Raw genomic sequence first — 23,680 nt, forward strand, 5'->3', positions numbered from 1 at the left:
AGACCTTGTCCTTCGGACGAACCCTGCTAAACCCTATGATTTTTGAGCCTCTGCGTTTCCGTATTTTCCGCCGGTTCTGGGCCGGACTGGCCTGCGGTTTTTTTCTCGCCCTTTCGGCCCTCGCCCAGCCGCTCCGGCCCGGTCCGTATGACTTGCAGTTTGCGCAGCTGCCCAGCCGCTGGGACGAAGCCCTGCCACTGGGAAACGGCATGCTCGGCGCGTTGATCTGGCAGCGAGACGGTCAGGTCCGGTTTTCGCTGGACCGCGCCGATCTGTGGGATCTGCGCCCGATGAAGGGGCTCGACCGGCCCGAATTCAGGTACCGATGGGTGCAGGAACAGGTGCTGAAAAAAGAGTACAAGATTGTCCAGGACTATTTCGATAAACCGTACGATCAAGAGCCGGGTCCGACCAAAATTCCGGGGGCCGCGCTGGAGTTCAACACCAAAAAATGGGGGCCGGTGCAGTCGGCGCGCTTGCTCATCCAGGACGCCGTTGCGGAAGTGAAATGGCAGAACGGGGCGGTTTTGCGGTCTTTCGTCCACGCGACGGAGCCCGTTGGCTGGTTCCGGTTTGAGCAGCTTCCCAAAAAAGTAGCCCTTGACCTCCTTCCACCCGCCTACGGAAAATCGATTCAGAAGAAAGCCGAAAACGCCGTCGTCGATGGCGACGATCTGGTCCGACTCGGTTACGCGCAAGGCCAGGTGATCCGGCAAAAGGATAAAATTACGTATCACCAGGAAGGCTGGGGCGGTTTTTCGTACGACGTGACGATTCAATGGACGCGGCAGGGCGACACGCTGGAAGGTACCTGGACGATTACGTCGGCTTATCCCGAAAAGAAGAAAACGCTGGTTCCGATCAAACCCGTTGGCCGGACCTATGCCGCCGATCTGGATTCGCACCGCAGCTGGTGGCAGCGGTTCTGGGCGAAATCGTCGGTGCAGGTGCCGGATTCGCTGCTTCAAAAACAATGGTATCTGGAAACGTATAAATTTGGGGCGGCCGCCCGCGCCGATGCACCACCGATTTCGCTGCAAGCCGTCTGGACGGCCGACAATGGCCGGATTCCACCCTGGAAAGGCGATTACCACCACGATCTGAACACGCAGCTGAGTTACTGGCCGAGCTACAGCGGCAACCATATGGAAGAAAGCCTTGGCTACATCAACCACCTCGAAGAAAACCGGGCGACGTACCAGAACTATACGAAACGGTATTTCGGAACCGACGGCCTGGCGGTGCCGGGTGTTACCACGCTGACGGGCAAAGAAATGGGCGGCTGGATCCAGTATTCGCTCTCGCCCACGGTTTCGGCCTGGCTCGCCCACCATTATTACCTGCACTGGCGGTACAGCCAGGATGCGGTTTTTCTGCGCGATAAAGCGTATCCGTGGCTGAAGGGCGTCGCCCAGCACCTGGAGCAACTGACGGTTCTGGATGAAACCGGGAAACGAAAACTGCCCATCAGCTCCAGTCCGGAAATTAAAAACAACAGTTTGGAAGCCTGGTTTTTAACCAACACCAACTACGACCTGGCCCTGATGAAGTTCGTCTTCAAAGCGGCAACGGAAATGGCAACAGCCCTGGGAAATGAAACCGATGCCCGGCGTTGGCAGGCCATTCAAAGCCAGTGGAGCGATTTTGCCCTGACCGACCAGAAAGAACTGATGTTTGCGGCCAGTTTGCCCTACAATGAATCCCACCGCCACTTTTCGCACGTCATGGCCATTCATCCGCTGGGGCTGATTCGGTGGGAAGACGGCGAAGCCTCGCAGCAGATCATCCGGAACTCGCTGGCCCTGCTCGACCGCATCGGGCCCGACTGGTGGTGCGGCTATTCCTACGCCTGGCTGGGCAGCCTCAAGGCGCGGGCCAAAGACGGCGCCGGGGCCGCCGAAACCCTGCGCACGTTTGCCTCCGCCTTTTGCTCCACCAATTCGTTTCATCTGAACGGTGATCAGACCAAATCCGGCAAATCAAAATTTACGTACCGGCCCTTCACGCTCGAAGGCAACTTTGCGTTTGCCGCCGGTTTGCAGGAAATGCTGCTCCAGAGTTACGCCGGTTTTATTGAGGTCTTTCCGGCCATTCCGGCGGGTTGGAACGAAGCCGGTTTTACGGATTTACGAACGGAAGGCGCTTTTCTGGTCAGTGCGCAACGACGCGCCGGGGCCACTACCGAAGTGACGGTAAAAAGCGAAAAAGGCGGTATCGTCCGTCTGAAAATGCCGTTCAAAAAGTACGGGGTGAAAGCATCGGAACGAGCTACGGCCGAAGCGGCTGAACCCGTTTTTTTGACCTTGAACCTGCAAGCAGGCGGCTCAATAACCGTAAACAGTCAACCGTGATCAATTGTCTTTCCGGCGGGTGGTGTCTTTCTTTTCCAGCGTAGCTCCCACGCCAAACGCATTCGGTTCGCTCGGCGGCATCACCCGGACTTTGCGCCGACCCCGGTTTTCGCGCGGGTTGATCACCGTGCCGGGCGTCGCTACCGGATCAGCCGATGGGGCGGTGAGGGGTGCACTGTTCGAGGGCGTTACCACCGGCGCAATGGTCGTCGGTTTTTGGGGATTTACCTGCCGTGTCGTATCCGTTTGACCAAAACCGACGGTGGCAGACAGACTCAATCCTAGGAATAACAAAACCGGGCGCATAACAGAAAGATCATTTATAGACTGAAACGAATTGCAGCGGCTTTTGTTAGAATCAACAACGCAACGCACGGAAGCGCTGCCGATCAAACCCAAACGCTCGGAGAATTTATGAAATACAACCTATTGGGAAATACCGGTTTACTGGTTTCAGAGCTTTGTCTGGGCACCATGACGTTCGGTGGAAGCGGACAGACCATGTGGGCGGCCATTGGCCAACTGGATCAAAAACCGGTCGATGAGCTGGTTAAACGCTCCATCGACGCGGGGATTAATTTCATCGATACCGCCAATGTGTATTCCGAAGGCGCATCGGAACAATTGACGGGGCAGGCCATCCGGAACCTCGGCCTTAAACGCGACGATCTGGTGATTGCCACCAAAGTGCGGGGCAAAATGGGCGAAGGTCCCAACCAGATTGGCCTCAGCCGAAAACACATTCTGAATCAGGCCGAGGAAAGTCTGCGCCGGTTACAAACCGACTACATCGACCTGTACCAGATTCACGGTTTTGATTTGCTGACCCCGCTGGAAGAAACCCTGCGGGCGCTGGATGATCTGGTGCGCAGCGGCAAGGTCCGCTACATCGGATGCAGCAACCTGGCGGCTTGGCACCTGATGAAAGCCCTGTCCTATTCCGAATACAAGGATCTGGCCCGATTTGTGTCGCTGCAAGCCTATTATACCATTGCCGGACGGGATCTGGAGCGCGAGGTTGTTCCGCTGCTGCTCGATCAGAAAGTGGGTCTGATGGTCTGGAGTCCGCTGGCGGGCGGTTTACTGAGCGGGAAATACGGTCGCAACAAAAATCCGGACGATGCCCGGCGCCTGAATTTTGATTTTCCGCCCGTCAACAAAGAGAAAGCGTTCGACATCATCGACGTGATGGATCAGATAGCGGCCGAAAAAGGAGTTACGGTAGCTCAGGTGGCGCTGGCCTGGCTGTTGCACCAACCCGCCGTCACCACCGTTATTATCGGGGCCAAAAAACCGGAGCAACTCGACGACAATCTGAAAGCCGTCGACGTGGTTTTGACCGCCGATGAGCTTAAAAAACTGGACGAAGTCAGCAAACTGACGCCCGAATACCCGGGCTGGATGGTGGAGCGCCAGGCGGGGGATCGTCGCAAGTACATTCACTAAAAAAAAGCCAGGCGCGACCTGGCTTTTTTTATGGATTGGAGCGGACGGTTTCAGTTCATAACCACCAGGCGCGTAGGCGCTTCCGTGGGCTGTGGCCCCAGGTTGACTTCTTTGCGGATGCTGCCGTCTTTCGACTTCACTTCGAGTTCATACGCTCCGTCGGACAGTTCGGCAACGTTCAGTTTTACTGCATATTTCTGTTCTTTTTTGCCAACAAACTGGTGGAACAGAACCCGGTTTTTTTTGTCACGCAACAGCACCTCAACCGGCTCGGCCGACGTTTTTTCAACCGCAACCCGGATCTGGTTGTTAACGGTAACATAAGCACTGGCATCAAACGAAAGCGTTTTGGGAGCGGCTGCGGGATCAACGGATGTGGTGCTCAACAAAGCGGTGCAGATCAGGGAACTCAACAGATTCATCATGGTATTTGTTGTTTAGTATTTGTGTTGTTTGTGTGTTCGTATCGTTGTTTACTTGTTCGATTAGCTATATGCCAATCCTGTGCCAATGCCGGTGCCAAAGCGTAATTCGTTGACAGTCATGACACTACTCCTTGGCCGGTTTTTTAAAAGTGTACGGAGCCGGACACCGACTGTTCAGTTGCGGACAAACGGGTGCGGCCGAAAACGCTTTCCGGCAATTAAACGCAGGTCTGGCACCATTGATGCTTGTAGAAACATTAATTTTCTGTTCAATTTGCAAACCAAACGCCATCTAAAATCAGATCAATCGCACGACCATGAAAAAAATCGTTGTTAGCCTTGCCCTCTCACTGGCGGCCGTGACCTCCGGACAAATCGCCGTGGCGGCTCCACCGGTGCTTGCCTCCTCCGTACACCCGCTTATTCAACCGAACGCCGACTCAACGGCGGCTCTGCTCGATCGCGCCGTCGCGGCCAACGCCAAAGGAGCGAAAGCCGAAACGGTACAGGCCCTGCAAGCCGGCACAACGGCCCTCGAAACCGAAGCGAAAAGCAGCACGGGCAGTTTGAAAGACAAATTGCTGGGGCAAGTCGGTGCGCTGAAGAAATTGTTACCCCTGGCGCAGAGCGGACTGCTCAAGGGCGATGTGCTGCAAAAAGCCGTGAGTCTGGCAAAAACCGTACTCGGGGCCAGCCAGATCGAAAAGCTGATGGGGGGCGGCAACCTGATCTCGAAAGTGAGCGGCCTGACGAGTAACCTGAATCTGGTTAAAGCCGGTCTTTCGGCGCTGGGCGGCTCAAACGCCAGTTCCGGCAACTCGCTCGTCAACACGGCGCTGAGTGGCCTCTCCAAACTGAGCAAAGGAGGTCCCGTTGCCAAAGCGGCCGAACCGGCGGTCAAGGGGCAGCTGAACAGCGTACTGAGTTTCGTGAAAGGAATTCTGTAAGGACGAAAATCGCCCGCAATCAAAAAAGCCCGGTGCAAACGCCCCGGGCTTTTCCAGTTCAACTCTAACCCTTAAACACACACAAACAATCGTTGATTTCTAAGGAATATCGAATAATGAATACCGCATATCGAAAGACACCATAAGCGACACCCTTCATCATTTGCTATTCTTGTCTATTTCTTCTCACCGCCCAAGCGCAAACGAATAACCAATCGACGCGCTCAGTCCGCGGTTGCGGATGGGAAGCCGAAGGATCGGCAAATCGTACTGGCGCGAAAAACCGTGTTCATACCGCGTTTCGACAAAGAACTTCCCGGGCCCGGCTTCGGCGCTCAACCCGATGCCGCCGATGGCGCTGAAATCCCAGCGGTTGTAACTCATCGTATTCATATTCATGTCAACGTCAATGGGCTGGCTCCGGAAAATACCGCTCGTCCGGGTCCGAATGCGCCCATCGACGGCATATCCGGCAGCCGCACCGGCCAGCAGGTACACCTGAACCGGGCCTTCGTTCAGATTGATTTTGGCCAGAACCGGCAGCTCCAGGTAGCGGGTCTGGTAGGAAACCCGCGCGCCCAGCGGAAGATTCCAGTTGCCGATGGGCAATTCAAATCCCTCGTCGATCACAAACCCCTTCTGGATGTACGAAATTTCTGGCCGGATGCTCACGCGGTCGCTGATGGGAACTTCGACAAACAAGGCCCCCGCTGGGCCGGGCGACAGACGAAAGGTGGGCGAAAACGCATCCAAAAAATCAGGTTTGGAAACCGCTCCCCAATTGGCGCCCGCCCGAAAACCGACCTGCACCTGAGCGGATACGGTTTGGATTAGGAAGAAAGTCAGGGCGGCAATTCCGGCCAAGGTAAATCGTTTCATGATCGATAAAAATAGGTTGGTTGTTTACTGCAAAACCGGTCGTGATGGCTGTCCGGGGTGTTTTGTTTGTAATCTGATGCTTGGACAGGCGCGGACGGCAATGGATTAATGCCCGCCGTTTTTTTATCGATATTTATTTTCAATGTCACTATTCCATAGTACTTTTTACCGAAAACATTGTATTGATTTTTTAGCTTTAGTAACTAGAGGCTCAATCCTGTATCCGATGACTCATAAAGCGCCAACTTATCACAGCTTTTTGCCAAAACCGCTTGACAAACTGGACGTTCTGGGCCTTTTTGAAAAAGATCCGTTTGGTAACTCCCTGTTCATCAAGCGCATTCTGATGGCGATTGTGGGCTGGATCACGTATTTCAGATATACGCTTTACAACAAATTAACGATTGAAGGAACCGAGCATCTGGCGAATCTGCCCGTTAATGATGTGATTTTTCTGTCCAATCATCAGACCTATTTTGCCGACGTGATTGCCTTCTACCACATTTTTTGCAGTGTCAAATGGGGATTTCGGAACTCCATCGTTCCACCGGTTTACCTGTTCTGGCCCCGCGCCCGGAACTATTACGTAGCGGCCAGCGAAACCATGAAAGGCGGTTTTGTGCCCCGGGCGTTTGCGTTGGGCGGAGCCATTCAGATCGAGCGATCCTGGCGGGCCAAGGGGCAGGATGTCAAGCGGGAAGTTGATGATACGGCCAGCGAACGCATCGCGCAGGCCCTCGAACACGGCTGGGTAATCAGTTTTCCGCAGGGAACCACCAGCCCTTACGCCCCCATTCGCAAGGGCACGGCGCACATTCTGAAAAACACCAATCCGATTGTGATCCCGGTGGTGATCAACGGTTTTCGGCGCGCATTTGATAAAAAAGGCCTGCGGTTTAAAAAGCGGAACACGCAACTGAGCGTGCGTTTCAAACCGCCTTTAGACTACAGCGTTGATGAGTCGGTTGAGTCGCTGATCGACAAGGTGCGGGAAGCCATCGAGCAGGAACTTCCAAAGGAAAAAATGACCTGGCTTTAACTTAATCCAGAATCCAGCGGAAGAGCAGGTAGAGCGTGAAGGAAAGCGTGACCGAAACCGGCAGCGTCATAACCCAGGCCAGCGCAATGTTGCGCACCGTGCCGCCCTGCAAATTTTTGATTCCTTTGCTGGCAACCATGCTCCCGGCAATCCCCGACGACAACATATGGGTTGTACTGACCGGCGCTTTGTAAAGGGTCGCCAGGGCAATGGTAGTGGCCGCAACCAGTTCGGCCGAAGCGCCCTGGGCGTAGGTCAGGTGCTGCTTTCCGATTTTTTCGCCGATGGTCACCACAATCCGCTTCCAGCCGACCATGGTGCCCAAGCCGAGCGAGAGCGCAATCATCAGAATGACCCAGAGCGGGGCGTAATCCGTAAACCGGCGCAAACCCACCTTCTCATTCAGGTTCGTGGTCAGGGTGCTGGTGTCCGCTGCGCTCAGTTCTACGTCTTCGCTTTCGATCAATTTCTTGACATTGTTGTTGATTAACAGCAAATCGCGCCGAATCTGCAAGCGTTCGGCGGCTTTGAATTTGCCATCTTCCAGCGGAATATCAATCATCCGCTGAAGGTCAACAAGCTCGACTTTTGTTTGAGTAACCCGGCCCCGATCGGCATCTGACAAACCGGTTGTGTCGATTTTGTTGACAATCTGCGAAATCTGCACCAGATTCCCCCGCATGGTTGTCGGGTCGATGTTGTTATTCAGGGCAAAATAAGCCGGTGTAATTCCGATCAGAATCAGCATGATCAGTCCCACGCCCTTCTGTCCGTCGTTCGATCCGTGAAAAAAGCTGACCCCCGTACAGGTTATGATCAGAATGGAGCGAATCCAGGTTGGCGGGGGAGCGTTTTTCTTGGGTTCTTTGAACAGATCCTTGTTGCCAACCAATCGACGCAGCAAAAACATCAGAATAATGGCCAGACTAAACCCGATCAGGGGCGAGAGCAGCAGCGCCCTCCCGATTTTTTCGGCTTCCTCCCAGTTGACACCTCCGCGTTCGCCAGCCGCGCCCATCGTTGAAAAAGCCAGCCCGACCCCCAAAATGGAACCGATCAGGGTGTGCGAACTCGAACTGGGTAAACCGAAATACCAGGTTCCTAAATTCCAGATGATGGCGCTGAACAAGAGGGCAAGCACCATCGCAATACTGTGGTAGACGTTCTGATCAACCAGCAGTTCGACGGGCAGCAGGTTGACAATGCCCATCGCAACGCCAATGCCACCGAGCAGTACCCCAACAAAATTGCAGATCCCCGACCAGACTACGGCCACATTGGGTTTCAGTGAGTTCGTATAAATAACCGTGGCTACGGCGTTGGCCGTATCGTGGAATCCATTCACAAATTCAAACGCGCAGGCAGCAAAGAGACAGAGAGCGAGGAGGATAAAAATATCCGTTTCTAATCCGAACATGCAGATACAAGTCAGTGATACTGAGCTTTACTGAAAAACTCAATCAAAATATGCCCCAAAAGTACGGGAAACTTTTGAGGGCAATGTTAACTCAATGTTAAGCAATTTTACGGTAAAGTTGTCAAAACCGCTTCATTACGGTCCAGCTGATCCGGACCGTATCCATAATTCAGGTTAATTTACGAATTTACAATTCCTTGCTGGTTGTCGGAATGCGCGTTGCGATCCGATAAAAGTAACGCGCCAATCGCTGAAAAACAATGAAGAAAACGTGTTCTGTGAAGCACCGGAAAACCGCTCTTTTTCTGCTGACTTTCCTGGTGCTGGGCCGTGTTGTCGCCCAGACCCATGCGGTTTTTCCGCTGCAACTCAGCGACAATAAACGCTATCTGGTGGATCAGAACCATCAACCGTTTCTGATCAAAGAGTTTTCGGCCTGGGGTTTAATCCAGGCGCTGTCGGAAAAAGACGAAGCCGCTTTCCTCGACAGTCTCAAGGTAAAAGGTTTCAATACCGTCCTGACGTCGGTTCTCAGCAACGCTCCTTCCCAGATGGGCGGCAATCCACCCTACTGGCAGGGCGTTTCTCCCCTGAAAGTAAAATGGGATTTTCCGACCCCCAACGAACCCTATTTTGAGCACGTAGACCGGTTTTTTAGACTGGCCGAACAAAAAGGATTTTTCGTGATGGCGTTGCCGGTTTACCTCGGCTACCAGACCGATCCTTCGCAGGGATGGTGGGATGAGCTGAAAAGCGAACACAACGATACGCTGAAAATGCGCCGATACGGCGAGTTTATCGGGAAGCGCTACAAAGATACGAAGAACATCATGTGGGTTGCGGGCGGTGATAACAACGCCGACGGCGACCTGCTCGCGTTCGAACGCAACCTGATCGCGGGCGTCAAAGCGTTCGATCTCAAGCATTTATGGTCCGGCCATTTTGATATGCAACTGGGCGTAAGCTGGTCGGCAGACCACCCGGTTTTTGGAAAAATGATGGACATTGACGGGGAATATGTCTGGACCGAATCCCTGCTGATGGAAAAAGGACCGCAGTACAAAGCCGAACTGGCCCAGTACAACAAAGGCCGGATGATCATCCAACTGGACCTGAGTTACGAACACGACTCGCCCCATTACGCGGATAATGAGAACTACCAATGGATGAGACGGAAGATGTACGAGGGCTTTCTGACCGGCTGTAAAGGAACGTCGTTCAGTTCGGGGGAAATCGGCAATGCCAGCTATTCATTTAAAAACTGGAAGCCCCTGATGAGTACTCCGGGCATGAAGCAGGTGTCGTATTGCTTTAAATTCTACGAATCCCGGTTTTGGGAAAAGCTCGTGCCCGACCAAACCGACGACATTATTCTATCGGGTCGGGGCACGTTTGGTGACCTGGATTATGTGTGTGCCGCCAAAACCACGGACAACAGCAGTTACATTCTTTATATTCCCAAAGGAAACCGGACCCTGTATCTGAACATGAAGAAAATGACGGGAAAACCGATGGCAATGCACTGGTTCAACCCGCGAACGGGGGAAGCCCTGCGAATCGGGGTGGCCCAGACCCGGGATAAATTTGGTGTGACACCGCCATCCGAAGACGACTGGGTGCTCCTGTTCGACGATGCCAACTTAAAACTGCCCGCACCCGGTTTCCCGATGAGGCCCCAAAAATAGGTTACTGCTTTCCGGCCAGTTGCCCGCAAGCCGCGTCGATGTCTTTCCCCCGGCTCCGGCGGATGTTCACGATGACGCCCCGGTTTTCCAGAAAACCGGCAAACTGATCGAGTTTATCGGCTTCGGTGTTCCGGAAATCGGCTTCCGCAATCGGGTTGTACTCGATGATGTTGACTTTGGCGGGCACTTTTTTGGTGAACTGCCACAACTCTTTGGCGTCCTGCAACGTGTCGTTGAAGTTGTTGAACACAATGTATTCAAACGTTACCCGCGTCCCGGTTTTTTGGTAGAAATAATTCAGGGCTTCGGCCAGCGCGGGCAGCGAGTTGCTTTCGTTGATCGGCATAATCTGGTTCCGCTTGTCGTCATTGGCCGCGTGCAGCGAAAGAGCCAGGTTGAATTTCACCTGATCATCGCCCAGTTTTTTGATCATTTTGGCAATTCCGGCGGTTGAAACCGTAATCCGTTTGGCCGCCATGCCCAAACCGTTCGGCGACGTAATCCGCTCGACCGATTCCAGCATGTTCGTGTAATTCAGCAGCGGCTCGCCCATGCCCATGTAGACAATGTTGGTCAAACCGGTGCCGTAGGCTTCTTTGGCCTGCTGATCGATGGCCACCACCTGATCGACCATTTCGCCTGCTTCCAGGTTGCGTTTGCGGTCCATATAGCCCGTCGCGCAGAATTTGCAGGTCAGCGAGCAACCCACCTGCGACGAAATACAGGCCGTCATCCGGTTGTCCTCGTCTTTCCGCAGGGCCGGAATCAGCACCCCTTCCACCAGGTTGCCGTCGTAGAGCCGAAAGGACGATTTGATGGTTCCGTCGGCGCTCTGCTGCTGCTTCGAAACCGCCAGCGTGCGTACTTCAAAATGCTCGGCCAGCAGGTTCCGGGTTTTCAACGAGAGGTTGGTCATTTCCTCAAACGTCCGCACCGAACGCTTCCAGAGCCATTCCTGAATTTGTTTCGACCGAAAACCCTGTTCGCCGTGGCCGGTGAGCCAGGTTTTCAGCTGATCTTCACTGAGTTTTCGTATGTCCTGCTTTGTCGTTATCATCCTTCTTTCTCTTCGCTTTCGGCTCGTTGGTGGTCCGGTTTGTCGTCGGACCAGCTCCGCGAAAATTCTTCTTTCTGTTTGCGAATCCAGTTCGTTCCCACCGGAATCCAGCCCGAGGTGACGTCCATCACGACGGGGGCAATGGGTTTGACGACCGGATAGAGAACCGTTTCCTGCGTGTGTTTCACGGGCATTCGTATTCCCATCCAGGTTAACAACCAGAGCATTACACTAATTCCGAAAACCCAGGTAAAAATTCCAACGGCGGCTCCCGCCAGGCTATCGAACGTGCCCAGCAGCGTATATTTCAGCGATTGGCGCAGGGAAAAACCGATGCGGTTGATCAAAAAAACCGTCGGAAAAAAAATAACGGAAAAGCCCAGCCACGGCAACAACCGCCGGGCCACCTCCATACTGATGTACGGCGCCAGCAAATCGATGCCAAAACCCAGAAATTTAAAGCCCACGATCATCGCCACGATGAAAGCCACAATGGCCACAATTTCCACCAGCAAGCCCTTGCGGTAGCCATTGTACGCACCGTAGGCCAGCGTGATGAGAATAATAATGTCGAGGATTTTCAAGGTTTCAACTGGATGGTTGAATGGCTGAAATGGTTTTGATGACTAAAAAGGGCTGGACGGTTCCTTAAAACCCTGTAACCCTTTTTAGCCACCCGAACCGTTCAATCCATCTAAGCCGTTAGCAAATTCTTTACCATGGCTGAAATAGTTTTCCCTTCGGCCTGGCCCGCCAGCTCTTTGGTGGCAACGCCCATCACTTTACCCAGATCGCCGGGGCCGGAAGCCCCCACGCGGGCGATGATGGCTTGCAGGCGGTTTTTCAGTTCGTCTTCCGATAGCTGCTGCGGCAGGTATTTTTCGATGACGGCAATTTCCTTTAATTCGGTCTGCAACAGGTCGTCGCGGCCCTGCGTGCGGTAAATATCCGCCGAATCTTTGCGTTGTTTCACGGCTTTGGTCAGCAGTTTCAGCTCGTCTTCGGGTTTCAGATCGCCCCCGGCCGCACCATCTTTGGTTTCTTCCAGCAGAATCAGCGATTTGATGGCCCGCAAAGCCCGCAGCCGATCCTGCTCCTTGGCCTTCATGGCCTCTTTAATATCCGTATCGATTTGTTGCTTCAGCGCCATTTTCCAGTTAAAAATTAAAAGTTAATGGTTAAGAGTACTTTTACTCCGGAACCAATGAAAGATTGGCAAAGTTACGAACAAAACCGACCATTAACCATTTAACAGTACAACCATTCATCCTTCAAAATGACGCGCCTGAGTGTTAATATCAATAAAATTGCCACGCTTCGGAATTCGCGGGGTGGTACGAATCCCGATGTGGTCAAAGTAGCGCTCGACTGCGAACGGTTTGGCGCGCAGGGCATCACGGTGCATCCGCGCCCCGACGAGCGGCACATTCGGTATCAGGACGTTCTGAATCTGAAAGAAGTGGTGACCACCGAGTTTAACATTGAAGGCAATCCCGACGAGCGATTTATCGAACTGGTCACGCGGGTTCGGCCCGAGCAGGTGACGCTCGTGCCCGATGCCGTTGATGCGATTACGTCCAACGCCGGCTGGGATACCCTGTCAAACCGGGCGTATCTGACCGATCTCGTCAAGCGGTTCAAGGACCTGGGCATTCGGGTGTCGATTTTCGTCGATGCCGATGAGGCCATGGTGCAGGGCGCCAAAGAAGTGGGTACGGACCGGATTGAACTCTACACCGAGCCTTATGCCGCCCACTACGCCGAAAACCGGGAAACCGCCATTGCTCCGTTTGTTCAGGCCGCCAAAACCGCCCTGGACCTGGGTCTGGGACTTAATGCCGGTCACGATCTGAGTCTGGAGAATCTGCGGTATTTTCAACAAAGCCTTCCCGGTTTGCTGGAAGTGTCGATTGGCCACGCGCTCATCAGTGATGCCCTTTATTTTGGCCTCGAAAATACCATTCAACTCTATCTGAAACAATTGGAATGAACAGCCAAACGAGAAAGAAAAGACGTCCCTCCTGGTGGTAACGTCCTGCTGCGCGTGTTTTCTGTTTCTTGCCAACTCCCATGATTCAATCCATCGAAACGCCCAACGCTCCGCTTCCGGCCGGGCACTACGCCCAGGCCACCGTCTGGAGCGACCTGATCTTTGTGTCCGGGCAGTTGCCAATCCACCCCGTTACGAAGGAGAAAATGACCGGTTCGATCAACGACCAGACCCGTCAGGTGCTGGAAAATCTCCGCGCCATTCTGGAAGCGGCCGGAAGCGACTTGAACCACGTCCTGAAAACCACGGTTTACATTGCCGATATTGCGCTCTGGGATCAGGTCAATGCCGTGTATGCCGGTTTTTTCGGGGCGCACAAGCCCGCCCGCGCCGTGGTTCCGACGAACGAATTGCACTACGATTTTTTGATCGAGATTGACGCGGTGGCGGTGCGAAGAAAGGACTGAATTCAAAACTAAAACCGGCAAGGCTCAACGGCGGAGTCGCCAGGGCCTTGCCGGTTTGGTAGCAGTTGATTAGAAACTCCTTACAGCGAATAACTTCCCCGGTACTGCCGTTTTACGAACTGATTGGCGTAATCGAAGTTGGTGATTTTCATATTGGCGCCATCCCAAAACAGTTTTTTACGGCCCGGAAAACCGTAGCCGCCACCGGTTTTTGATTCCCGATGCAGGTAACTGCGTGTCGCCAGATTACCCATCAACACCGTTTCGGTCAACGGCCCGGCTTCGTCGAACGACGAGCTGGTATAAGCGCCGAAACCCTGTTTGCAGGCTTTCACCCATTGTTGCTGATGCCCCTCGGTTTTTCCTTCGACCAGCGGTTTTTCGGCATCCGGCATTTTTTTGTCCCCGAATTTTTCTTCCGGAAACAACCGCGGATTGTTGCCAAACAACTCAGCCACCAGAATGCCCTTGCTGCCGATGAACATAATGCCGCCGTCGATGTTGGTAAATACTTTCTCGTAGGGAATCCCTTCCGGCACCTGGGGGCGAATGCCGCCGTCGTACCACGAAAGCCTGATTTCTTTCACCTTCCGGTCGTCCGACGGAAAGGTCAGGTGAATTGCCGACGAAGGGGGACAAACGTCGTCGTAGAAAGCTTCCTCAAAGAAATCCGAATACACCGAGCCCACGCTGCATTCCACCGAAGTCGGGTATTTCAGCTTCAGCGCCCGGAACGGCACGTCCATGAAGTGGCAGCCCATATCGCCCAGAGCGCCGGTTCCGAAGTCCCAGTAGCCCCGCCAGCGCGTCGGCATATAGGCTTCGTGGTACGGGCGGAGCGGGGCCGTGCCGAGCCACAAATCCCAGTCAACCTCCGACGGCACCGGCTGCGATTCGCCCTTGTCTTTCGGCGACCGTACGCCCTGCGGCCAAACCGGGCGGTTGGTCCAGCAATTGACGGTATGAACGTGACCGATCAGGCCCTTCTGAATCCAGGTTTCTACTTTGCGCGTATCGTCACCGCTGCTGCCCTGGTTGCCCATCTGGGTCACCACCTTGTATTTCCGGGCGGCTTCGGTCAGCATTCGGGCTTCGTAAATGTCGTGCGTCAGCGGTTTTTCACAGTAAACGTGCTTGCCCAGCTGCATGGCCGCCATCGCAATGGGCGCGTGCATGTGGTCGGGCGTCGAGATAATCACCGCATCAAAGTTTTTGGCTTCCTTGTCGAACATCTGGCGGTAATCCCTGAAATAGGGCGCTTTGGCAAACTGCGCCCGGAATTTCTTCGCCTGCCGGTCGTCCACGTCGCAGAGCGCGACCAGGTTATCGGAGCCGTTGTTGTGCGCCAGCCGAATGTTAACGTCGGCCTTACCTCCGCACCCGACCGCGGCTATGTTCAATTTATCGCTGGGGGCTACAAAACCGGGGCCGCCCAGCACATGACGCGGTACGATCGTAAAACCGGCGACTGCCAGGGCGCTGCCCTGAAGGAACTGCCGGCGGGAAAGGGAAGAGAATTTCATAAGGGTTCAGGGATTTAGAACACGAAAAATTGGGTGGACCATCTACCCTAATTTCTGTCCGATTTTCATGGCAAGGCCCATATCGCCCTGCACTTTCAGCTTACCAAACATAAAAGCCGTCATGGGATTCAGTTCACCGGTTCCCAACTTTTGCAAATCACTCAGCGAAACCCGGATGGTGCTGTCGGCTTCTGCATCTTCGTTGGAAACAACGGTTGGCGATTGCCGCCCGTCGATGTAAATAACGCCCTGATCCGTAGCGAGTTTAACGGTTGCATTCAGACCGCTGTCAGTGCCAACCCGGCGCCGGATCTCTTCGGTGAATTCCTGTAAAGTCATGTTCGTGTGGTTTGTTTCGGGGCAAAATAGGATAATAGCTAATAAAACTAGAGGGTTTTCGATAAAAAAAAGCAGAATATGAAAAAATTTTAGTAAGTTCAGACCCATTAATTAATTCCTGAACGAATCTGAACCTATCTACATGGGTAGTACTGCCCTTTGCGGCAATTGTTTACTGAACGGTAAGCTCATTTTCTGCATTTCCGTCAATTCTGTGTATATTTACCTCCACAATCTGTACACGTCGATGGGGTCCAACTACCGAAGCTTATTTGGTCAGTACGAAGTGTATTCGGGCAAATGGGTGGATTTCAGAAGCAAACAGGTATAAATCCGGGAGTGTACTGTTTGGAGGCTGTCGATTAATTTGTTTATTCTCTGTCTGACAATCGCATTAATCAGACATCTCTTAAAACGTGTATTGTAGAATGCAGGCTGAACAGGTACTTCTTCGACAACTGCGAAACGCTGATCCAACGGCCTTTCGGCGCGTCTACGACCGCTATGTTCAGCGGATCTACTACTTCACGGTTAGCTTTCTCAAATCGCCGGAAGCGGCTCAGCAGGTTGTGCGTGACGTGTTCACTTCGCTCTGGGAACGGCGCAGCAGCCTCGACGAAGATACGCCCCTGAACGGCTATTTATTCACCATGACGTACAGCCTGGTTCTGGCCGCTTTTCGCGAACGGCACAGCCAGTGCCAGCCCCAGGAAATCCTACAACGTTTGACCACGCAATCGGGCACCGATACCGAAGAAGAGGTCCTTTACCAGGAATTGGAACTCCTCTACCAGCAGGCCGTCGCCCAGCTTCCCCCGCGTCGTCGTGAAATTTATCTACTCAGTCGCCACGAAGGCTATACGTCCCAGCAGATTGCGGATCGCATGAATCTGTCGACCCGGACCATCGACGAGCATTTGGAAAAAGCCTACGAAACCTTAGGCACCTACTTTGAACGACACGCGTATTAAATTTTGAATGAGTGAATAGCATCAAAGATCACGCTTATCGTTGCGGCAGCTATTCATCGCTCCGGCGGCCCGGTCATGTACTCATTCATTCAATCACCCATTTATAAATGGAGGATTTGTTGGTTAAATACGTCCGCAATGAATGCAGCCCTGAAGAAGAACAATGGGTGATCGGCTGGTTGCAAAATCCGGACAATGAATCGCATTTGCGCGGGTTGATGCGCAAACAATGGAGCAATCCGGCGGTTTCCGGCCTTGAATCGCCCGACTGGCAACGGATGTGGGCAGGCATTGCCCGGCAGACCAAAAACGTACCGGCCGAACCCGAACCCCCGCTTTACCGTACGATCGGGCAGCAAGTTCTGCGAATTATTATCTGGATCAGTTGCATTGTCGCCCTCGGGTTGAGCATTCGGCTGCTGCGCCAGGCGCAGTTGCCCGCCGACGTTATCTACCAATCGGGATCGGAACAGTACATGCGGGTTGACCTGCCGGATCGCTCGGCCGTTATTCTGAACAAAAACTCCAGCGTCAAGGTGTCTTCCGACTGGTCGGGGCCAAACCGCAACATCTGGGTTGAGGGCGAAGCCCTGGTGGTTGTGAATCAGCAACCCATCGGTTTTCGGCTGCTGGTTCATACGGCCGATCACGTCGTGACCGAAGCCCGAAAAGCCCGCCTGTACGTCAGTGAGCAGAATAAAAAAGTACGGGTGGTGGTTGAGAAAGGGCAGATCAATTTCATCGTTCACCCGGCGGGATTACTGGGGGAAATGAAAAAATACGCGCTGCAACAGGGCGGTATGGCCGAATACAACGAAAAATCGACCCAATTGATCCGGCGCAACGTCGATCCTTCCCTGTACACAGCCTGGGCTCATCAGGAATGAGGGAGCGACTAAAACCGCCTGACGCTTTTCGCTCCCCCACTTCTTCGTTTTACATTCCCGTCAGGTTCTCGTTCACCGGAACGATGGTCAGCACCCGCTGCGTCGAACGTTCCTCAATGCCTGAGGTCTTCACCTGAAATGCTTTTTCGACCGTTTCGCTGCCGTTGGTGACCTGTAAGGTGTACGCGCCATCCGTCATGGCGCTCATATCAAACCGCTGGCGGTATTTGTCCATATTCCGGGGCATGGTTTCCGAAAAAACGATCCGGTTATTCTGATCGAGCAGCCGAACGACGATTTTACTTTTCGGATCGTTCTTCTGTACGTTCATCCACAACTTTAACGGGTTGGCTGATGGGTAGGTAGCTACCAGAAAGGGCTTCTCATTGGCCTGCACTTGTGCAAAGGCTGCGGTTCCGACAAAAAGTAGGGCGCCCAAAAGAAAGGCATTGGCCGTGCGGACGATCGTTTTCATGGTGTTCGTTAGATTTGTTGTTCACTGTTCTAATTCACCAAAAAGATGCGTCCGGTAATCGCAGGAGCGGAGTCCTGGGAGAAATGGCCGAAAAAAAGGATGAACGGTTCAGAGTTGCCTATTCCACGTAATTCAACTCCTTGCCGTAGGTTTCTTCCAGCGTAGCCAGTGACCAGAAACTGATGAGGAAACAAAGGAAGGCAACGAGGGCCGCAGCGCCGATGACGCCCACCGAGAGCTTGAGGGATTGAAAGAGCGGAATGGTCAGCAGGGTGGTAGCCCGGACGTTGTTGGCGATGGAAGTGGTAGCCGTCGCGCGCAGATTCGTGCCAAAGTGTTCGGCCGAAACCGTCAGAAACAAGGCAATATACCCGATGGAGAAGCCCAGCCCAACGCAAATCGCATAAAATAACGATACCGACGAAATACCGGCAAAGAGGTAAACCGCGACAAAAATCAGATTCAAGGTCATCAGGGCACCAATGGCGCGCCGACGCGACCGAAGCCACTGGCTCAGCGGGCCGCTCACCAGATCACCGACCGCCATCCCGATGTACGTGAACATCACCGCCCGGCCCGGCGTAACCGGTTCGGTCAGCCCCAGCGCCTTGCCGAATTCGTTGCTGAACGTGGCCAGAATGCCGATCACAAAATACGTCGGAACCGCCAGTCCCATGCACCGCAGGTAGTTCAGCAACCGCTTTCGGTTCGAGAACAGCGACCAAAAATTGCCCCGCTGAACGACCTGCTCCTTGATGGTCAGAAACATTCCCGATTCAAAAACCGACACGCGAAGGAGTAACAGCAATAAACCCAAACCGCCCCCGATGAAGTAGGTCGTCCGCCAGTCGAACAGCACGACGGTGAAATACGCCACCACCGCGCCAAACAAACCCACGCCCGCAATCAGCGAGGTGCCGTAGCCCCGGAGTTCTTTCGGCAGAATTTCGGAAACGAGCGTGATGCCCGCACCCAGTTCGCCCGCCAGCCCCAAACCGGCCACAAACCGCAGGAGCGCATACGTTATTGGGTCCTGCACAAACCCGCAGGCAACATTGGCAACGGAGTAGGTGATGATGGACCCGAACAGCACCGAAAGTCGTCCGCGTTTATCGCCCAGAACCCCCCACAAAATACCGCCCAGCAACAAACCGGCCTGTTGCCAGTTCAACACCGTTCCGCCAATGACCGACACCTGCTTTTCATCCAATCCCAAATCTTTCAGGCTGGGCACCCGCACAATGTTGAACAGCAGCAGATCGTAGACATCCACAAAATACCCCAATGCGGCTACAATAACCGGAAGCGAGAAAAGCGGTCGGAAGCCAGCAGAAGAGGAGGGCGTCATGCGAGCAGGTGGGCTTGAAGTTAGGCTTACTTGTTAGATGAATGATAAATGTAAAATGATGAATATCAAATGTAAACGTGTTTTAAGGGCTTCTGACTACTTCTACATTTGATATTCATCATTTTACATTCATCATTTCATTCCTTATTCCTCCAAATAATTTAAATCTTTGCCGTGCGTTTCGGGAATGGTCAGAATGGAGTAAAAACCGATCGCGAAACTGAGAACGCCGACCACGACCCCCGCATTGACCACATCAATCGACGGTTTAAGAGATGTATACAGGCTTGTCATCAGAATGACCATGCCGCGCACCATGTTTGGCACGGTGGTGGCCGCAGTCGCCCGCAGGTTGGTTCCGAACTGTTCCGCGCCGATGGTGACAAACATGGCCCAGTAGCCGATTCCGAATCCCATCGCCAGGAAATACATGTACAGGCCCGTTACGGTTTTGGGCATCACGAAGATATAAACCAGGCTGACCAGCAACGTGAACCCCATCAACAGCGCCACCGCCTGCTTGCGCGACCGCAGTCCCTGGCTGATGACACCACTCGCCAGATCGCCGAAGGCCAGCCCCACGTAGCACCACATGATGGTCAGACCCGGTTTGACGGGCTCCGTAATCCCGAATGCTTTGCCGAATTCATTGCTGAACGTGGCCAGAATACCGATCACAAACCAGGTTGGCAACCCGATTCCGATGCACTTCATGTAGCGTGAAAACCGGTTTTTGTTGGTAAAAAACGCGAAGAAATTTCCTTTTTCAACCTCGCGCTGTTCCGACACCTGCGTGAACATCCCGGATTCGATGACGCCAACCCGCAGCAGCAGCAGGCCGATGCCCATGGCCCCACCCACAAAAAACGCATTTTGCCAGTTGAACAACTCGACGGTGAAATACGCAAAAACCGCCCCGAACAGCCCAACCCCGGCCACCAGCGACGTCCCGATGGCCCGCAGTTGCTTCGGCAACACTTCCGAGACGAGCGTGATGCCCGCGCCCAGTTCGCCCGCCAGCCCGACGCCGGCCACAAACCGCATCAGGGCGTAATAATCGGTGGGGTTCATGAACGTAACCCGGTCGATAAAACCGCAGGCAATGTTGGCGATGGAGTAGGTCAGAATGGACCCGAACAGCACCGATAGCCGCCCGCGTTTATCGCCCAGAACGCCCCAGAGAATACCGCCAATGAGTAAACCGCCCATCTGCCAGTTGATGATGTTGGCTCCGACGCTGGAAATCTGCTCGTCGTTCAATCCCAACTCTTTCAGACTCGGAACGCGCACAATCCCAAACAGCAGCAGATCGTAGATGTCTACAAAATAGCCCAAAGCGGCTACAATAACGGGGAGACCGAATAAGGCTTTATACGAAACTTTCGGTGGAGGAGGAACAGTGGACTGCATTCGTTTGGTCAAAGGAAGTTAGGATAAAATAAAAGATGGCAAGATACCGATTTCGCCACGACTGCACAAAGGTAGCACCGATTGCGCTTCAGGCCGCTAAACGGATTGATAAATAGTCGGTTGGTGCGGGCGGTTTGCGAGCACCTGGGTGGCGGTGGCCAGCGTCCAAACCTTCAGAAACTGTCTTGAAAAAATAAAAACCTGCTGAACCGCGAACACCGCCAGCAGGCCCGGCCAGTCACGGCTCTCAATCCAGGAATCAATCCATAGGTAAATAGCAAAACCGCCCCCTCCCATACTCATCAGAAGCAGATATAAACCAAAAATTACTCGAAAATCAGCCAGCACCAGCCGCAGCGCCTGCCGCAGTGCCGCGAGCGTCCGGGTGGTATCCTCGCGAAACAGCAGGATTCTGGCGTAATCGCCGGCGCACAGCACCACCAGGGCCACCAGGGAAAAGAGCAGGGAAAATCCGAGCAGCATATAAATCATTTCCTGCTCATTCAGCACCTCACTCAGCCCGGACAGGACCAGGCCCCCAACCAGCCCAAAAAGCAAAGCCGCCAGCGCCAGAAAACCGCCGGTCCACAGAAACAAGCGAAAAAACCGCCCGAAATAATGCGCACCAACGGCCAGAAACCGCCCCACCCGGAAGGGTTGCCAACGACCCGACGCACCCGAAACCTGCCCTAAAATACCGCCCGAAACAAAGAGTCCGAGAACCAAATACAGAACGCCGAGCCAGAAACCGAGTGTCAGCAAAGGGTTGATCACCGACCCGTGGTACTGCCTGAAATCGGTATAAACCGTGTAATCAAAACCGTCCAGTACTTTCAGGTATTCCCGCGAAAAACCGGTTTCCTGGCGCAGAGCCGCATACGCCGGTAACAGCATCAGCAAGCCCAGCAAGAAACCGCTTCCGTACAGCCACAACACCAGCCGCCACGAACGCACCGTCACCCAAAATGAATTAACAATCACCATCCTGTCTCAAAAAAACATTCATCGTTCATCATCAATCATTCATCCTTCTCTCCGTCAAACCAGCCACATCAGCCACTGCATCCAGTTCTGCACCCAGAAGAGCAGCTTGGCCGCGTATTTGGCCGCCGGGAGGGCGGACGGCCGGGTCGTGTAACTATTGTTGTTCAGATTGGTATCGATGTAGATTTTCTGCTGGGGATCGACGTGAGCCCATTCCGCGCGGGTTGGGTGCGTCACGACAAACGTGTGGTTGCGGGCCTGGCCATCCCACCGCAGCAGCCGTTCGGCTCCGTCCGCAAAATGCACCAGCACCTCCACGGGCAGTTGCGCATCGCCCCGCCGAAAAACCGTCACTTCCGATTGGTACCCTTCTCCCTGCGGCCGGTTACGAACGGCATTTAATTCGTAATCACACACCCGGTTGCCGTACAGCAGCTGATCAAAAAACCAGTTCATGTCTGCGCCAAGGCGGTTTCCGAGCCGTTTTTTGACAATTTCGTTGACAATCGCAATAAAGTCTGCGCTGCCGGGGTGCCTGAACTTCCAGCGGTTAAAATACGTCCGCATGATTTCGTCCATCACCGGGCGACCCACCAGCCCGTCGAGCGTCCGCAGCCAGGTGGCGGGTTTGAAGTAAATCAGTTCGCCGTAATAGGCATCGGGAAGCTGCCAGACATTGCCAAACGCAGGTTCAATTGCCGGCTGATCGAGGTGAACATAATAATCGCGCGACGCTTCCAGGTTCCCCATCCGGTAACCGAACAGATCGATGATGGAGGCTTTCGGTCCGTAGGTTTCGTCCATAATCCGGCCTTCGTAATACTGGTTGATGCCCTCGTCCATCCAGGCTTCCTCAAACTCGTTCGTCGCCAGCAGTTGCATAAAATACTGGTGCCCAAACTCATGAATGGTTACCTGCTCGGGCAGCCGCCAACCGGCCGGCATGCCCCAGCTTGTTCCGGCCGTGATGAACGTCGGGTATTCCATGCCGGCCGCGCCCAGCGCCCAGACGGGCGGATCAACGATGGTCAGGGTGGTAAATGGATAGCGGCCGAGGTGTTTATCGAAATAGGCCAGGGCGGTTTTGGCCGCGTCGATGTGCCGCTGCGCCTGGCTGGCGTGTTCGGGCTGCATCAGGGCGCGAATGGCAACGTGCCGCCAGCGGTCGTCGAAAACCGCGAAATCCGGCGAAGCAGTCCAGGCAAAATCGACAACATCCTCCGCGTACCAGCGCTGGGTTTTCGTGCCGTTGGCGTTCTGTCGCTCATTTTTCAACTGGCCGGTCGCACCGATCCGGAATTGCCGGGGTGTCGTCAGCGTCACTTCATAGACGCCGTAATCCGCGTAAAACTCCGAATGCGCATGAAACTGGTGGCAATTCCACCGGCCTTCTTTCGCCGAGCGGGTCCCGGCGGGTTCATAAACGCCAATTTTGGGAAACCACTGCGCCACCAGAAAAAAATCCCGGCTGTAACCGGTCCGGGCAAAAATCCGGGGCAGTTTGGCCCGAAAAGCAATGTCAAGCGTGATGGTCTGACCGGGGCCAACCGGCTGGCGAAGCGGCACCCGGATCACGGTCCGGTCGGCGCGGTTGCCATCGTCGGGCTGAAAAAATCGGTAGTAGTCCGTCAGATCCTCCCCCCTGCCGGCGGCACCCGCCCGGGCTTTTATCGACAGAATATCGACGGACCCGTAGGATTCGGCCTCATCCCGGTCGATGAATTCGCCCCGCAACTGGCCGCCCGACTCGCGCATGAACGTCGACTGGTCGTCGCGAAAAGCGTTCAGGTAGAGGTGAAACTGCAATTCCCGAATCACGTCCGTGGATGGATTTTTCCAGACCAGCGTTTCGGTGCCCTCCAGCCGCCGGGTTTGGGTGTCAAGCTGAACCCGGATCTGGTAATTGGCAAGGCGCGGACTCAGCGGCCGGGCCGCTGAGTCCGACTGCGCAAAGCCGGTCCGGACCATCCCGAAAAGACAGAAAATGAGGGCAAGATCCTTCATGCATTCAGGGTTGGCCGACTTCCGACGCATCGGCCC

General features: G+C 54.1%; 23 protein-coding genes. 9 read left to right on the top strand and 14 right to left on the bottom strand.

Features of this window, described 5'->3' with window-relative positions:
• The first annotated feature begins 35 nt into the window (after positions 1-35).
• On the top strand, positions 36-2,351 hold the full coding sequence (locus ACYVHX_RS08365) for a glycosyl hydrolase family 95 catalytic domain-containing protein (protein ID WP_460671181.1): 2,316 nt from the start codon (positions 36-38) through the stop codon (positions 2,349-2,351).
• Here the strand turns inward: ACYVHX_RS08365 and ACYVHX_RS08370 are convergent, their stop codons facing one another.
• Positions 2,352-2,630, bottom strand: a complete 279-nt coding sequence (locus ACYVHX_RS08370; RefSeq protein ID WP_460671182.1) for a hypothetical protein — start codon at positions 2,628-2,630, stop codon at positions 2,352-2,354.
• Positions 2,631-2,765: 135 nt separating this feature from the next.
• Between ACYVHX_RS08370 and ACYVHX_RS08375 the strand changes: the two genes are divergently transcribed.
• Positions 2,766-3,797: an aldo/keto reductase gene (locus tag ACYVHX_RS08375; protein WP_460671183.1), complete on the top strand. Its 1,032-nt coding sequence runs from the start codon at positions 2,766-2,768 to the stop codon at positions 3,795-3,797.
• Positions 3,798-3,847: 50 nt separating this feature from the next.
• Here ACYVHX_RS08375 and ACYVHX_RS08380 read toward each other — a convergent pair whose 3' ends face one another.
• Positions 3,848-4,222: a hypothetical protein gene (locus tag ACYVHX_RS08380; RefSeq protein ID WP_460671184.1), complete on the bottom strand. Its 375-nt coding sequence runs from the start codon at positions 4,220-4,222 to the stop codon at positions 3,848-3,850.
• 317 nt (positions 4,223-4,539) lie between these two features.
• Between ACYVHX_RS08380 and ACYVHX_RS08385 the strand changes: the two genes are divergently transcribed.
• On the top strand, positions 4,540-5,169 hold the full coding sequence (locus ACYVHX_RS08385) for a hypothetical protein (RefSeq protein ID WP_460671185.1): 630 nt from the start codon (positions 4,540-4,542) through the stop codon (positions 5,167-5,169).
• Positions 5,170-5,355: 186 nt separating this feature from the next.
• On the opposite strand, the gene ACYVHX_RS08390 is transcribed toward ACYVHX_RS08385, so the two are convergent.
• Positions 5,356-6,048: a porin family protein gene (locus tag ACYVHX_RS08390; RefSeq protein WP_460671186.1), complete on the bottom strand. Its 693-nt coding sequence runs from the start codon at positions 6,046-6,048 to the stop codon at positions 5,356-5,358.
• Positions 6,049-6,274: 226 nt separating this feature from the next.
• Here ACYVHX_RS08390 and ACYVHX_RS08395 point away from each other — a divergent pair, with 226 nt between their 5' ends.
• Positions 6,275-7,087: a lysophospholipid acyltransferase family protein gene (locus tag ACYVHX_RS08395; RefSeq protein ID WP_460671187.1), complete on the top strand. Its 813-nt coding sequence runs from the start codon at positions 6,275-6,277 to the stop codon at positions 7,085-7,087.
• Position 7,088: 1 nt separating this feature from the next.
• Here ACYVHX_RS08395 and ACYVHX_RS08400 read toward each other — a convergent pair whose 3' ends face one another.
• The gene (locus ACYVHX_RS08400; protein WP_460671188.1) at positions 7,089-8,504 is read right to left on the bottom strand and encodes an inorganic phosphate transporter; all 1,416 of its coding nucleotides are present in this window, start codon (positions 8,502-8,504) and stop codon (positions 7,089-7,091) included.
• A gap of 260 nt (positions 8,505-8,764) precedes the next feature.
• Between ACYVHX_RS08400 and ACYVHX_RS08405 the strand changes: the two genes are divergently transcribed.
• The gene (locus ACYVHX_RS08405; protein ID WP_460671189.1) at positions 8,765-10,189 is read left to right on the top strand and encodes an apiosidase-like domain-containing protein; all 1,425 of its coding nucleotides are present in this window, start codon (positions 8,765-8,767) and stop codon (positions 10,187-10,189) included.
• Position 10,190: 1 nt separating this feature from the next.
• On the opposite strand, the gene rlmN is transcribed toward ACYVHX_RS08405, so the two are convergent.
• The 3 genes from rlmN to ACYVHX_RS08420 form a co-directional block, all read right to left on the bottom strand.
• Positions 10,191-11,246 (bottom strand): dual-specificity RNA methyltransferase RlmN, encoded by a 1,056-nt coding sequence (gene rlmN, locus ACYVHX_RS08410; protein WP_460671190.1) that lies wholly within the window; start codon positions 11,244-11,246, stop codon positions 10,191-10,193.
• Positions 11,243-11,830 (bottom strand): CvpA family protein, encoded by a 588-nt coding sequence (locus tag ACYVHX_RS08415; RefSeq protein WP_460671191.1) that lies wholly within the window; start codon positions 11,828-11,830, stop codon positions 11,243-11,245. Before ACYVHX_RS08415 ends, rlmN begins: the two co-directional genes overlap by 4 nt.
• A 110-nt stretch (positions 11,831-11,940) precedes the next feature.
• Positions 11,941-12,396 carry a GatB/YqeY domain-containing protein gene (locus tag ACYVHX_RS08420; protein WP_460671192.1) on the bottom strand — a complete coding sequence of 152 codons (456 nt, stop codon included), beginning with the start codon at positions 12,394-12,396 and terminating at the stop codon, positions 11,941-11,943.
• Positions 12,397-12,522: 126 nt separating this feature from the next.
• On the opposite strand from ACYVHX_RS08420, the gene ACYVHX_RS08425 reads away from it, so the two are divergent.
• On the top strand, positions 12,523-13,236 hold the full coding sequence (locus ACYVHX_RS08425; protein ID WP_460671193.1) for a pyridoxine 5'-phosphate synthase: 714 nt from the start codon (positions 12,523-12,525) through the stop codon (positions 13,234-13,236).
• 80 nt (positions 13,237-13,316) lie between these two features.
• On the top strand, positions 13,317-13,703 hold the full coding sequence (locus ACYVHX_RS08430) for a RidA family protein (RefSeq protein ID WP_460671194.1): 387 nt from the start codon (positions 13,317-13,319) through the stop codon (positions 13,701-13,703).
• An 80-nt stretch (positions 13,704-13,783) separates the two neighbouring features.
• Here ACYVHX_RS08430 and ACYVHX_RS08435 read toward each other — a convergent pair whose 3' ends face one another.
• Entirely contained in the window at positions 13,784-15,226 is a 1,443-nt protein-coding gene (locus ACYVHX_RS08435) for a Gfo/Idh/MocA family protein (RefSeq protein WP_460671195.1), read from the bottom strand.
• 42 nt (positions 15,227-15,268) lie between these two features.
• Entirely contained in the window at positions 15,269-15,565 is a 297-nt protein-coding gene (locus ACYVHX_RS08440; RefSeq protein WP_460671196.1) for an SCP2 sterol-binding domain-containing protein, read from the bottom strand.
• Between the two features lie 428 nt (positions 15,566-15,993).
• Here ACYVHX_RS08440 and ACYVHX_RS08445 point away from each other — a divergent pair, with 428 nt between their 5' ends.
• Both ACYVHX_RS08445 and ACYVHX_RS08450 read left to right on the top strand, forming a co-directional pair.
• Complete coding sequence (locus ACYVHX_RS08445; RefSeq protein ID WP_460671197.1) at positions 15,994-16,536, top strand: RNA polymerase sigma-70 factor; 543 nt, start codon at positions 15,994-15,996, stop codon at positions 16,534-16,536.
• A 107-nt stretch (positions 16,537-16,643) separates the two neighbouring features.
• Positions 16,644-17,423, top strand: coding sequence for a FecR family protein (locus tag ACYVHX_RS08450; RefSeq protein ID WP_460671198.1), 780 nt, complete (start codon positions 16,644-16,646; stop codon positions 17,421-17,423).
• Between the two features lie 49 nt (positions 17,424-17,472).
• Here the strand turns inward: ACYVHX_RS08450 and ACYVHX_RS08455 are convergent, their stop codons facing one another.
• The 5 genes from ACYVHX_RS08455 to ACYVHX_RS08475 all read right to left on the bottom strand — a co-directional run bounded on the left by ACYVHX_RS08455 (position 17,473) and on the right by ACYVHX_RS08475 (position 23,644).
• Entirely contained in the window at positions 17,473-17,898 is a 426-nt protein-coding gene (locus ACYVHX_RS08455) for a DUF3244 domain-containing protein (protein ID WP_460671199.1), read from the bottom strand.
• Between the two features lie 118 nt (positions 17,899-18,016).
• Entirely contained in the window at positions 18,017-19,246 is a 1,230-nt protein-coding gene (locus tag ACYVHX_RS08460) for an MFS transporter (protein WP_460671200.1), read from the bottom strand.
• A gap of 144 nt (positions 19,247-19,390) precedes the next feature.
• A complete protein-coding gene (locus ACYVHX_RS08465) occupies positions 19,391-20,656 on the bottom strand; it encodes an MFS transporter (RefSeq protein ID WP_460671201.1) in 1,266 nt (421 codons plus the stop codon).
• A 96-nt stretch (positions 20,657-20,752) separates the two neighbouring features.
• Entirely contained in the window at positions 20,753-21,640 is an 888-nt protein-coding gene (locus tag ACYVHX_RS08470; protein WP_460671202.1) for a hypothetical protein, read from the bottom strand.
• 54 nt (positions 21,641-21,694) lie between these two features.
• Positions 21,695-23,644: a M1 family metallopeptidase gene (locus ACYVHX_RS08475; protein WP_460671203.1), complete on the bottom strand. Its 1,950-nt coding sequence runs from the start codon at positions 23,642-23,644 to the stop codon at positions 21,695-21,697.
• Positions 23,645-23,680: the final 36 nt, after the last annotated feature.

This window comes from Larkinella ripae (assembly GCF_054780775.1).

Excerpts from the sequence above, each read along its gene's own strand:
- ACYVHX_RS08425 (WP_460671193.1), top strand. The coding sequence starts at position 12,523 with ATGACGCGCCTGAGTGTTAATATCAATAAAATTGCCACGCTTCGGAAT.
- ACYVHX_RS08470 (WP_460671202.1), bottom strand. The coding sequence starts at position 21,640 with ATGGTGATTGTTAATTCATTTTGGGTGACGGTGCGTTCGTGGCGGCTG.
- ACYVHX_RS08405 (WP_460671189.1), top strand. The coding sequence starts at position 8,765 with ATGAAGAAAACGTGTTCTGTGAAGCACCGGAAAACCGCTCTTTTTCTG.
- ACYVHX_RS08465 (WP_460671201.1), bottom strand. The coding sequence starts at position 20,656 with ATGCAGTCCACTGTTCCTCCTCCACCGAAAGTTTCGTATAAAGCCTTA.
- ACYVHX_RS08375 (WP_460671183.1), top strand. The coding sequence starts at position 2,766 with ATGAAATACAACCTATTGGGAAATACCGGTTTACTGGTTTCAGAGCTT.
- ACYVHX_RS08440 (WP_460671196.1), bottom strand. The coding sequence starts at position 15,565 with ATGACTTTACAGGAATTCACCGAAGAGATCCGGCGCCGGGTTGGCACT.
- ACYVHX_RS08385 (WP_460671185.1), top strand. The coding sequence starts at position 4,540 with ATGAAAAAAATCGTTGTTAGCCTTGCCCTCTCACTGGCGGCCGTGACC.
- ACYVHX_RS08400 (WP_460671188.1), bottom strand. The coding sequence starts at position 8,504 with ATGTTCGGATTAGAAACGGATATTTTTATCCTCCTCGCTCTCTGTCTC.
- ACYVHX_RS08380 (WP_460671184.1), bottom strand. The coding sequence starts at position 4,222 with ATGATGAATCTGTTGAGTTCCCTGATCTGCACCGCTTTGTTGAGCACC.
- ACYVHX_RS08475 (WP_460671203.1), bottom strand. The coding sequence starts at position 23,644 with ATGAAGGATCTTGCCCTCATTTTCTGTCTTTTCGGGATGGTCCGGACC.
- ACYVHX_RS08455 (WP_460671199.1), bottom strand. The coding sequence starts at position 17,898 with ATGAAAACGATCGTCCGCACGGCCAATGCCTTTCTTTTGGGCGCCCTA.
- ACYVHX_RS08395 (WP_460671187.1), top strand. The coding sequence starts at position 6,275 with ATGACTCATAAAGCGCCAACTTATCACAGCTTTTTGCCAAAACCGCTT.
- ACYVHX_RS08365 (WP_460671181.1), top strand. The coding sequence starts at position 36 with ATGATTTTTGAGCCTCTGCGTTTCCGTATTTTCCGCCGGTTCTGGGCC.
- ACYVHX_RS08460 (WP_460671200.1), bottom strand. The coding sequence starts at position 19,246 with ATGACGCCCTCCTCTTCTGCTGGCTTCCGACCGCTTTTCTCGCTTCCG.
- ACYVHX_RS08450 (WP_460671198.1), top strand. The coding sequence starts at position 16,644 with ATGGAGGATTTGTTGGTTAAATACGTCCGCAATGAATGCAGCCCTGAA.
- ACYVHX_RS08390 (WP_460671186.1), bottom strand. The coding sequence starts at position 6,048 with ATGAAACGATTTACCTTGGCCGGAATTGCCGCCCTGACTTTCTTCCTA.
- ACYVHX_RS08435 (WP_460671195.1), bottom strand. The coding sequence starts at position 15,226 with ATGAAATTCTCTTCCCTTTCCCGCCGGCAGTTCCTTCAGGGCAGCGCC.
- ACYVHX_RS08430 (WP_460671194.1), top strand. The coding sequence starts at position 13,317 with ATGATTCAATCCATCGAAACGCCCAACGCTCCGCTTCCGGCCGGGCAC.
- rlmN (WP_460671190.1), bottom strand. The coding sequence starts at position 11,246 with ATGATAACGACAAAGCAGGACATACGAAAACTCAGTGAAGATCAGCTG.
- ACYVHX_RS08445 (WP_460671197.1), top strand. The coding sequence starts at position 15,994 with ATGCAGGCTGAACAGGTACTTCTTCGACAACTGCGAAACGCTGATCCA.
- ACYVHX_RS08420 (WP_460671192.1), bottom strand. The coding sequence starts at position 12,396 with ATGGCGCTGAAGCAACAAATCGATACGGATATTAAAGAGGCCATGAAG.